Annotated in this window: 9 protein-coding genes; 3 read left to right on the top strand and 6 right to left on the bottom strand. The window is 45.0% G+C overall.

The window, feature by feature from the left end:
- Positions 1 to 37 precede the first annotated feature (37 nt).
- The 3 genes from recX to B158_RS0107665 form a co-directional block, all read right to left on the bottom strand.
- The gene (gene recX, locus B158_RS0107675; RefSeq protein ID WP_018624786.1) at positions 38 to 508 is read right to left on the bottom strand and encodes a recombination regulator RecX; all 471 of its coding nucleotides are present in this window, start codon (positions 506 to 508) and stop codon (positions 38 to 40) included.
- A gap of 15 nt (positions 509 to 523) precedes the next feature.
- Positions 524 to 1,561: a recombinase RecA gene (gene recA / locus B158_RS0107670; RefSeq protein WP_018624785.1), complete on the bottom strand. Its 1,038-nt coding sequence runs from the start codon at positions 1,559 to 1,561 to the stop codon at positions 524 to 526.
- 139 nt (positions 1,562 to 1,700) lie between these two features.
- Entirely contained in the window at positions 1,701 to 2,198 is a 498-nt protein-coding gene (locus B158_RS0107665) for a CinA family protein (RefSeq protein WP_018624784.1), read from the bottom strand.
- 110 nt (positions 2,199 to 2,308) lie between these two features.
- Between B158_RS0107665 and mutS the strand changes: the two genes are divergently transcribed.
- Positions 2,309 to 4,903, top strand: coding sequence for a DNA mismatch repair protein MutS (gene mutS, locus B158_RS0107660; protein ID WP_018624783.1), 2,595 nt, complete (start codon positions 2,309 to 2,311; stop codon positions 4,901 to 4,903).
- Positions 4,904 to 4,944: 41 nt separating this feature from the next.
- Positions 4,945 to 5,268, top strand: a complete 324-nt coding sequence (gene fdxA, locus B158_RS0107655) for a ferredoxin FdxA (RefSeq protein WP_018624782.1) — start codon at positions 4,945 to 4,947, stop codon at positions 5,266 to 5,268.
- Between the two features lie 541 nt (positions 5,269 to 5,809).
- Here fdxA and B158_RS0107650 read toward each other — a convergent pair.
- From B158_RS0107650 to B158_RS0107640, 3 genes are all read right to left on the bottom strand, one after another.
- Complete coding sequence (locus tag B158_RS0107650) at positions 5,810 to 7,933, bottom strand: amidohydrolase family protein (RefSeq protein WP_018624781.1); 2,124 nt, start codon at positions 7,931 to 7,933, stop codon at positions 5,810 to 5,812.
- Between the two features lie 153 nt (positions 7,934 to 8,086).
- The gene (locus tag B158_RS0107645) at positions 8,087 to 8,851 is read right to left on the bottom strand and encodes a DUF2884 family protein (protein ID WP_018624780.1); all 765 of its coding nucleotides are present in this window, start codon (positions 8,849 to 8,851) and stop codon (positions 8,087 to 8,089) included.
- Positions 8,852 to 9,089: 238 nt separating this feature from the next.
- Positions 9,090 to 9,374: a DUF4404 family protein gene (locus tag B158_RS0107640; RefSeq protein ID WP_018624779.1), complete on the bottom strand. Its 285-nt coding sequence runs from the start codon at positions 9,372 to 9,374 to the stop codon at positions 9,090 to 9,092.
- Positions 9,375 to 9,495: 121 nt separating this feature from the next.
- On the opposite strand from B158_RS0107640, the gene B158_RS0107635 reads away from it, so the two are divergent.
- On the top strand, positions 9,496 to 11,223 hold the full coding sequence (locus B158_RS0107635) for a hypothetical protein (RefSeq protein WP_018624778.1): 1,728 nt from the start codon (positions 9,496 to 9,498) through the stop codon (positions 11,221 to 11,223).
- Positions 11,224 to 11,397 lie beyond the last annotated feature (174 nt).

Here is an 11,397-nt window from a genome sequence, read left to right as displayed (position 1 = left end):
TACTTTAATTTATTCTCTTAACTTATTGAAAGCTAAGCTATTCATCGTCCTCAATGGAGGAACGAGATAAAATTCGATTGATTGTTTCGAAATCAAAACCGCGGTACTGCATGAAACGCGCCTGCTTGGCTTTAAGTTTCAGGTCATTACCGGGCAGTTGATTATATTTCTTTTGCCAGATTGATAAAGCGGTTTTATACCAATCTATGTCCATTTCTTCGAATAACAAGCTGATCCGGTGCTCATCAATGCCTTTTCGCTTCAGTTCCTGCTGGATCCGCATCGGGCCATAGCCTGTTTCTGCGCGAACTCTGAGGAAGCTTTGCGCAAAGCGGTCATCACTTTGCAGGTTCCGCTCAGCCAGACGATCGAGATAGGCTTCGACCTCCTCACCTTCGAAACCACGAACTTTCAGCTTATCCAAAAGCTCACGCCGGGAATGTTCCCGGCGTGCTAGTAAGTCCATCGCGATAATCTTGTAATCGCGTTTTGGCTTTTCTTTTTTCATGCAGTGCTATGAAGATTAGGCTTCAACTTCAGGCACGTCTTCTTCATCAGATGAGCTTGAAGCTGTTACCAACAACTCGCTGCGAAGCTTACCTTCAATTTCTTCTTTGATCTGCGGGTTGTCTTTCAAGAACTGAATAACGTTCTGTTTACCCTGACCGATCTTGTCACCATTGTATGAATACCAGGCGCCAGCTTTCTCAACCAGATCATGCTTAACACCCCAGTCAAGAATTTCACCTTCAAGCGAAGAACCCTCGCCGTAAAGAATCTGGAACTCAGCCTGTTTGAACGGAGGAGCAACCTTGTTCTTAACGACTTTGACGCGCGTTTCGTTACCAACGATTTCATCGCCCTGCTTAATTTGGCCGATACGACGGATATCCAAACGAACCGAAGCGTAGAACTTCAATGCGTTACCACCCGTAGTAGTTTCAGGTGAACCGAACATCACACCAATCTTCATACGGATCTGGTTAATAAACACACAAAGCGTATTAGAGCGCTTAATGTTGGCAGTTAACTTACGCAAAGCCTGCGACATCAAACGAGCCTGCAAGCCCATGTGCGAATCACCCATCTCGCCTTCAATCTCAGCTTTAGGTGTTAAGGCTGCAACCGAGTCAACGACTACGATATCTACCGCGCCTGAGCGCACCAACATGTCGGTAATTTCTAATGCCTGCTCACCAGTATCTGGCTGCGACACGATCAATTCGTCCAGGTTTACGCCAAGCTTCTCAGCATAGATTGGATCCAATGCATGCTCAGCATCAACGAAAGCGGCTGTACCGCCATTTTTCTGGCAGTTTGCAATAGCCTGCAACGCCAAGGTCGTTTTACCTGAAGACTCTGGGCCATAAATCTCAACGATACGACCTTTTGGTAAACCACCGATACCCAACGCAATATCAAGCCCTAAAGAACCGGTTGAAATTGTTTCAATACCTTTAGCCGCGCTGCCGTCGCCTAAGCGCATGATTGAGCCTTTACCGAATTGGCGTTCAATCTGTGTTAAAGCCGCACCAAGGGCTTTCTTTTTGTTGTCATCCATCTGCGGATACCTACCTAATCTCTTATGTAAAGTTAAATTACGCTTCGAAAATAAAGCCCCGATTATTCCACAATCACACTGGAAAAGTAACCTGTGATCGCTGACAACTCATAGAGAAATCAGCTTTTGCCTGCTGGAGCTATTTCCTACTTAACCAGCTTACTAGCATACTGCCCAATACGTCATTTAATGTCGCAGTACGAATTTCTGAACGAGAACCTGATAATTGCAATAGACGAGAGTGGCTGGCTTTGCCATCAAACAAGCCAATCCATACAGTTCCCACAGGTTTATCTGGCGTACCACCATCGGGCCCGGCTATACCACTGACCGAAACAGCAATATGGTTATTACCGCCTGATGCAATATAAGCGCCACGCGCCATTGCCTCGACTACCTGCTGCGAGACCGCACCGTATTTCTCAATGATATGAGCAGGAACCCCCAGCATATCTTGCTTGGCCTGGTTGGAGTATGTGACAAAGCCCCGATCAAACCATTGCGAGCTTCCCGCCAGTTCTGTGCAGGTCGCAGCAATTAAACCGCCGGTACAGGACTCAGCCGTTACCAGTAGAAGTTTTTTATCTATCAGTAGCTTAGCAACAGTTTTTACTAAATCACTTGAATGCTCTGTCATAGGCTTTTTATCGTTTTGAGGCAAGCTTGGCCTACCTCTTTATCGTGAGATCCGTTAAGCTATGCGAAAGTTTATATCCTACAAGTTTTAAATAACAATAGACATATTTTATGGGCATGACAGAACAAGAAATTTCCCCACAAGCACTCGACCAACACACGCCCATGATGCGCCAATACTGGCAACTCAAACAGAACCATATGGATTACCTACTGTTTTACCGTATGGGTGATTTCTATGAGCTGTTTTATGATGATGCCAAACGCGCAGCCGAACTTCTTGATATTACCCTGACCAAACGCGGCAGCTCAGCTGGTGAGCCAATTCCAATGGCTGGTGTGCCCTTCCATGCGGTGGATTCTTATCTGGCTCGTATCGTAAAGCTAGGTGAGTCAGTGGCAATCTGCGAACAGATTGGCGATCCGGCGACCAGTAAAGGCCCGGTTGATCGCAAGGTAGTTCGCATTGTCACGCCGGGAACGCTATATGATGAAAATCTGCTGGATGCCCTTTCCGATAAACTATTAGCTGCGGCTTACAAAAAACGGAATCATTACGGCCTCGCCTGCCTCGATATGGCCAGTGGTCGTTTCTGGTTGTCCGAGTTCGATAATAAAAATGCTTTTCAGGCAGAGCTGTTCCGTATAAAACCGGCGGAATTAATATTGGCCGACAATCAGCAGGAACTTACCCAGGGCTTGAACACCGCCGTAAAATGGCAACCGGACTGGGCTTTTGACTTTGAACAAAATAGAGACAAGCTGTTAAACCACTTTGCGGTTCAGAGTCTGGCTTCATTTGGCTGTGATGATTATGAACTGGCGATTTGTGCTGCGGGTGCCGTGCTCGATTACGCCAAGGCCACACAGCTCAATAACCTGCCTCATATTCGCCTGTTACAAAAACTGGAACACAGCGATCAGCTAGTTCTGGATCCGGCAACCCGTCGCAATCTGGAGCTCACTGAAAATATTCAGGGCGGCCACAGCAATACACTGTTTGAGGTGATGAATTCGACGCAGACGGTTATGGGCGCGCGTTTATTGAAACGCTGTCTGCATACTCCTTTGCGCAATCATGCCAACGTCCAAAAGCGTCTGGATAGCGTTGAGAACTTGATTCATGATCACGCCTTTATATCCATTCAACCGATTCTGGCCGAAGTTGCCGATATTGAACGGATTGTCACACGCATTGCTTTAGCCAGCGCCAACCCTCGCGACTTAAAACGTTTGCAACAAGGGCTAACTCAATCAAGTTTGTTGCTTGAGGAATTAAACCAACTCAATATCTCTTTAGATCAAGCACAGAATATCGAGCCACTGCCGAATATTCAGCAACTTCTTGAGCGCGCCCTGGTTGAACAACCACCAATGGTCATTCGTGATGGCGGTGTCATTGCCGAGGGTTATAATACTGAACTGGATGAACTGCGCTCGCTGGCCGATGACGCCAACGAGTTCATGCTGGCGTTAGAGCAACGTGAAAAAGAAGAGTCTGGCATCAACACCTTAAAAGTTGGCTATAACAAGGTGCATGGTTTTTATATCGAAATCTCACGCGCCCAGAGTCATCAAGCACCGGTACGCTATATTCGTCGTCAGACATTGAAAAATGCCGAGCGATTTATAACGCCCGAACTCAAAGAATACGAAGAGAAGGTTTTAACCAGCAAGACCCGTGCATTGGCGCTGGAAAAACGGCTCTATGATGAGTTGATTCAGGAGCTGCAAAAGCACGTAGCGGAAATTCAATCCACCGCCAGTGCGATTGCTGAAATCGATGTGTTGGCCTGCTTTGCTGAACGAGCCACCAACCTGGGTTTTAATCGTCCAGCCTTAAGTAACAATGAAGGACTGACAATCAAACAGGGCCGCCATCCAGTGGTTGAGTTCCACAGCAAAGAGCCGTTCATACCGAATGATCTAACCATCAATAATCAGGAACGCTCACTGATCATCACTGGTCCCAACATGGGTGGTAAATCAACCTATATGCGGCAGACGGCTCTTATCACCCTGCTCGCTTACATAGGCTCTTATGTTCCAGCAGATGCTGCAGAAATTGGTCCCATCGATCGTATTTTTACTCGCATCGGTGCTTCTGATGATCTGGCCAGTGGCCGCTCAACCTTTATGGTAGAAATGTCTGAAACCGCCAATATCCTCAACAACGCCACCAGCAATAGTTTAATCCTGCTCGACGAAATTGGCCGCGGCACCAGCACCTTTGATGGCTTGGCATTGGCATCGGCAACGATTCAGTATATCCACGAAAAATTACAGTCCTATACCCTTTTTGCTACTCACTACTTCGAGCTGACGCAGCAGGCAGAACAATGGGATGCCATGGTCAATTTGCACTTCTCTGCTACCGAACACAAAGATGGTGGTCAGGACAAACTGATATTCTCACATCAGATCCAGCCTGGCCCCGCCAATCAAAGTTATGGTATTCAGGTGGCGCAACTGGCGGGTTTACCCAAAACGGTTATCCAGCAGGCCCGTCTTCTGCTCCAGCATTTTGAGCAGCACGGCACTCATGAAACCGAACTGCCACAGATAGACTTGGAACTAATAGAGTCAACGCAATCAAACCCTGAACTGGAAGCAATGGCGGAGTTAGTACAATCAGCCAATCTTGATGAGATGACGCCACGCGAGGCGCTTGAACTATTGTATAAGCTGAAAGAATCGCTACAATAACGGGCAGTTAGCTTGCCGTGAACTTTAGCTAGGAGACTTTAATGGCATTCGTCGTAACCGATAACTGTATTCAATGTAAATATACTGACTGTGTAGAAGTCTGCCCGGTAGACTGTTTCTATGAAGGGCCAAACTTCCTGGTTATTAATCCAGACGAATGTATTGATTGCGCATTGTGTGAGCCAGAGTGCCCCGCCGAAGCCATTTTTGAAGAAGATGATATTCCAGCCGGCATGGAACACTTCATCGAATTAAATGCAGAGCTTTCCGAAGAATGGCCGAATATCACCGAAAAGAAAGATCCGCTACCGGATGCCGAAGAATGGGATGGCAAGCCGAATAAATTGGAACATCTGGAAAGATAAAGAAAAGCCCTCAAACGAGGGCTTTTTTGTGTTAAATGTCATACCGAGGCTAGACCGCGGTATCCAGTGACTTTGTATTATTTTATGGAAAACATTTTTCGCCCCTCGGCGAGTCCCTTTTCTTTACTTGTCTAAAGAAAAGAGACGAAAAGAAAGGACACCCCGTGATTGAGGTTTCGCTATGCTCAACTCCCTTCGTCTCCGCCAAGCCATTTAACGCACCGTAAAATACGTTCCATCCGTGGCCCGAATTTTACTATTCAAAACGTCCTGTTTTGAATTGCTATGTCTTGGCTACTACTCAGCTCAATCAAAAGGGGTTATTGGTGCTAGCCTGATAATTAAAGAGTCATATTGAAAGTATAAATGTCAGAACGCTACCTAACTTAGAGTCTTGTCATTCACCACGGGCACTTCCTGCGGTCGCCCGCGAAGGTGACCGAAGGAAATGCCCTCGGGTGCGGGAATCCATATAAGTTCTTTAAAAAAATAGACTCCCGCCTTCGCGGGAGTGACGACCTTATACTTTTGTACCTCTAAACTACAGCTCAAAGCCCACTGACTTGGTGAATGGTTTCACACCAATTTCCTCATAAATCTCATCAGGCTTATAAAGATTTTGACCTTTGATAACTAAGGCAACCTTGCGAATATCATTCATATCTTCCAATGGATTACCGTCAATGAAGACCAGATCTGCCTGTTTACCTTCTTCAATGGAACCAACATTTTCTTCATTACCAACTACTTCGGCCGAAGTAATAGTTGCTAGCTTCAGAACGTCGGCATTGGAGATGCCACCCTGCGAATACAGAATCAATTCACGGTGCAGTGTAAAGCCAGCAATGCTATCGGTACCCGGAACAACGGTTACGCCTGAGTCATGGAGCTTTTTGACCATGGCGACCATGGCGTCAGCAGACTTATTGTAGGCATCACGCTCTTCAGGCTTGATGTCCATCCAGGCTTTTTTGAACCCTCTGGCAACGGTAACGGGAAGATGCTCGTAAATCGCTGCATTTTCCGGGTCAACTTTACCCGCCTCGCCCAACAGCAAACTTCTAAATACTGATACCGTTGGATCGATTACAGTGCCCTTGTCTTTAAGCAGCGCCATGAAGTCGTTCACTTCTTTGCTGTTCAAATCAAGCTCATGCGCTTTTTCACCAGGAATGGTAAAGCGTAGTCGCTGACGCGTATCAATATTTTTGCCGAGGAAGTTCAGGAAAATCATGTTGATGTGCTGAATTTCATCAAAGCCAGCATTGATGGCTTCTTCGGCGGTCATGAAGGCCGGAATATGACCACTGAGTTTTAAGCCTTTGCTGTGTATATGTTCAGCAAGTGGTTTAATCCATTCCGGCTCCATTGAGCTGTAGGTTTTAATTTGTGGGTAACCATTTTCGGCATACCAGTCCACAGCAGCTTTGGCGCTTTCCAATGAATCAACAGTCTTACCCATCTTCATGGCATAAGGACTTTCACGGTCCATAAAGCCTGAGCGGTAAACATCACTGCCTAAAATTTCATTGGCCTCACTCATGCGCTCAATATCAACAATGTTGTCATGAGTATTGCCCATGTCGCGCACATTGGTCACGCCTGCTGGCATATTCAAAAGACCATCACTTTTACTTAAGTGACCATGCATATCCCATAGCCCAGGAACTAATGTCTTACCGCTCGCGTCAACGTTTGTGTAGTCGCCAGCTGGAATGTCTGTACCAATCTTCGAGATACGACCATCGATAACCAGTATCGACTGTCCCTCAATCAACTTGCCGGTATTAACATCCACATAATTAGCATTGGTGACAAGAATTGGCTTCTCGGAAGTATGGATTAGTTTTTCAGCTAAATCTTTCAGGTATTGGTTGTCAGCTTTTTTCTGGATTTCCTGAAGTTGCTCCAGATGTTCGCGGCCCCAACCCTCAGGGATGACACCGAACCAGCCACCGCCATCGGTAGCAAAGAAATTATACTCATCGTCATACCAGGCAAAGCTAGGTGAGAATCCAAAGCCGGTAATACCGATCAAGTGAACCGTTTTCTTTTCCTGGCCATTATCCAACGTTACAGAATCAAGCTTAATCATGCCTGCCTGACCACTTGGCAACAGGTCTACTTTTCCAGTTTCTGAGTTGCTGATCGCTTTTAGTAAGGCACTGTTTGCAACGCCTGTTCCGTCCATCGCCACATAAAACTTTTTACCATCAACTTTTTCCTCACCCTGCTCATTGGTACTTTGCCATTGAGCGATGCTGCCTTTTTGATTAAAGGACTCGTCGATAGGTGCGCCAAATGCAGAAACCCCTTTAACTGTTTGACTAGTAATATAACCCTGTTCATCAACTGTGATGACTTCTTGCATTTTAACGACACGGTTATTCCAGCCCAACTCCATATCGCTGCTGTAAACATTGCCGGACTGCTGAACCGACAGCGATCCTGCCTGGTCTTCTTTATTGTAGATGTTGTACTTAGTGAATTGTGTTACCGCTTCTTGTTGAGCATTTGAGGCATTATCTGCTACGGACGAGCTTTCTGCCTGACTTACCTGAGCAGTCTGCTCCGTAGGCTGCTCATCCTTTTGTTCATCACAGGCAAGAAGCTGGCTGACCAGCAAAGTTACTGCCGCTACTTTAAAAATAGTTTTGCTACTCATGAAAGTCCCCATTGGATTTATTGTGTCATAAGAGCTTATAGGCGGCCTGATACGGTGTCTACTATAAGGCCATAAGAAAATGTAAAAAGTTGTTCATAAAAAAGTCCCAGGCCACATGCTGTCGACCTGGGACTGGGGAGAGCCATAATTGCTTTACTGAATCAGTTGGTACTTCTCATAATCAGCAAAGGCTTTAACAAATGAATCCTCTTTGGCTTCAATTTGTTTCACCAAATCACACAAGGCATCAGCCTTTTGTTCAATGATTTTAGCTTTGGCTTCATACTTGGACTCCATGTCCTGACCAAATTTCTCCATACGTTCTTCAAAGGCTTTAACCTTTTCTTCGTTGCCGCTCATAGCCGCCGCAACCATGGTTGGAATATTAACCTGAACAAACTCGGTAATACTTTCTTCCATCAGCGCTTCAAACTCTTTCTCGAACTCGGCACCGGCTAGATAATCGCCAATGGCTTCTGGACGTAAATGTGATTCACTGATGTGTGTTTTCAATTCAGCGGCGATCGTGTCGACTCTTGCAATAATTTCCTCGGCTTTAGTTGGGTTATGTTCCAGTAAAACACCTGTTACATCACGAACGGCCTCTAACGCCAATAATGAAGCATCTTCCGCAATTTCACTGGCCGCGGGCAATAGTTCACGAACTTGCTGTGCATACTCATGCAAAAGCTGAACCTGCTTAGCCGTTAAGCTCTGAGCTTTGCCATCCAAAGACAGTGAATTACTGTCTTTAATAACAACGGACTCTTGATTGTTCTTGGTAAAAACAATTTCATTACCGTTTAAATTAACATCATAAGCCATATCCACATCACATGTCTGGCCATTTGCATTTGCTACACCCGCACCTGTTGCCATCAAAACAGCAATGGCTAACGTTTTTATTTTATAGTTCATAGAATTTCCTCCGTTTATGAGTAGCCATTATTTTTGACTACACATTTAAGATGCGCCTTATCTGGCAAAAGGTTTAGTCTTTGTTTGTTTAGAACCCGCACATTGCGTAACAAAGTATTGCAATAAGGGCTTATAGAAACGATTTGAAAACTGTCAGGGACTATAGAGTAATCGTAGAGGGAAATACGGAAAGGCTGATAAGGCTAAGGCATAGCCTTATCAGAGAGCATTAAAAGGCTTATACGCCCATATTGCTTAAACTGTTCGAAATGCGGCGCACTAAACCGGCCAAAGAAGGATGTTCCTGTTCAAACTCGACCAAGCGGTCCTGGAAGCGTTCGAGTAGAAACTCATCTGGAGATTCACGGCTATCTTGCAGAAATAGCTTGGATTCAATCACAAACTCTAATCGGGTCAGCGCAGCCTCTTCTTTATCAGACAATTGACTATCGGTGTCCAGAGCCTGAATGAGCTTTTCGGCCAATATGAGAATATCGCTCTGGTTTTGGGTGGAATCAGGCATAATCGCTCCTTTTGAAACATTCTTTTACTGATTGTAAGTCAAAGATACACAAAATCCGTTGGTCTTGATAGTTGCATCCCTTATAATCTGCCACGGTACTACAACAAAGAGAAGGATACACATGAAAAAATTATTAATTGTTATCGTAATTGCACTTGCAGTTGCAGCGGGAATCTACTTTTACAAAGGGGGCAGCGCTACTGTAGCGGCCAAGGATAATTCTGTTCTTGCCTATGTTCCAGCCGACACCGTTTTGTTCACAGGTAGTGTTACACCTATCAGCTTCGAAGAAGCTATGGCCATGAGCCACAAGCTTGGTCTTGATCCGTCAACTTTCATTGATATGCAAGATGACGCTTTCGAACTAGGTCCAGATTCTCCTGATGCAGCACGCATCGGACTTGGTCTTTATGCAAAATACATGCAGTCTTTTGCTGACAAGACTACCGTTAAAACTCTTGGTATTACAGAAACTCCAAATGCAGCATTCTACATGGTTGGCGCTTTACCTGTAATGCGTTTAGAGTTAGATGGCACAGATACTTTTGCTAAGCTTATCGAGCAAATCGAAACTGAGCAAAACGTTACTGCTGACGTTAAAAATATGGATGGCGTTGAGTTCCGTGAGTACTCATTCTCAAGTGACAAATCTGTTCCATATTCTTTAGTAATCAGTTCTCATGACAACCAAGCTGTTGTTACTGTAAACACTCCTCTAACTGACGATAAAGACATTAAAGTTGCATTAAACAAGCCAGCCAATAGCATCGCTGATTCTGGTCGTTTGACTACCATGATGTCTGAGCATGGTTACATGGGACATTCTTTGTTCTTCATTGATAACCTAGCCATCATGAAGGGTGTAACAAACCCACAAGCTAATAGCTTTGGTGTAATGTTAGATGAATTGCTAGTTGCTAATGGTGCACAAGGTGCTTTGGCTGATATGCAAACTCCTGCATGTGCTTCAGAGTTCACAGCATTGACAGCTAACTGGCCTACCATGTCTGGCGGTTACACTGAGTTCAGTGCTAACGAAGCTAACTTCAAGTTTATGCTTGAAGGCGCTAACGCTGACTTATTGAAGAGCCTGCAAGGTCTACGTGGTCACTTGTCAGAAAACTTGAACAATGATGACTATGTAATGAGCTTTGGTCTAGGTTTCGACATGGATCAGATGGTTCCAGTAATTACTGATGTATGGCAGCGTTTGACGGAAACTCCTTATGAGTGCCCTCCTTTGGCTGAAATGCAAGCTGGCCTTAAGCAACAAAACCCAATGATGCTTGGCATGATGACTGGTATGGTTGCAGGCATTAAAGGTATTGGCTTCGGTGTTGTTGAGATGGATATGGCTGGCCTTGAGCAAGCTTCATCTAACCCAATGGCCGTAGCAGACAGCATGCAAATGATTGTTACTGTTAGTGCACAGAAACCTAAGGACTTGTTAATGACTTTGAGTTCATTTGCTCCTCAGTTTGCACAAATGGACATTAAAGACGGCGGTGACGCTGTATCATTGCAAGACCAAATGGGCATGCCAGCAAGCATTGCTCTACGTGGTCATGACTTAGTAATGTTGGTTGGTACCGATGCTCTATCTCAATTACCAAGCATCAAGTCGAACAAAGACATCACAAGCAATGGCCTGTTCAGCATGAGCATGAACTTTGGCAAATACATGGAGCTTATCACTTCTGTGATGAACGATATGGATGCCAACTCAGAAATGGCTCAAGACCAGAAAGCTATGTTTGAAAAGCTTAAAGAAGTAGACGGTACTATCAAAGGAACACTTGATATTACTGACGAAGGTGTCGTTTCAGAGACCAGCTTCAAAGCTAAATAATCTAAGGCTTTTAGATTCAATCAAGCCCGGTTCAACCGGGCTTTTTTGTGCTTGTTAGGTACAGTCACAATATGTTAACTGTACAATAATTGATCTATGTCATGAGCATGCCTAGTAATTAAGACTACTCTAATATAAATAAAATCTAAGCACTACAAATAATGAAGTGCCCAA

It is taken from the genome of Kangiella aquimarina DSM 16071, assembly GCF_000374105.1.
Lineage (GTDB): Bacteria > Pseudomonadota > Gammaproteobacteria > Enterobacterales > Kangiellaceae > Kangiella > Kangiella aquimarina.
Note: the sequence above shows the minus strand (reverse complement) of the source record. Positions and strands in the feature narration are given on the sequence as shown.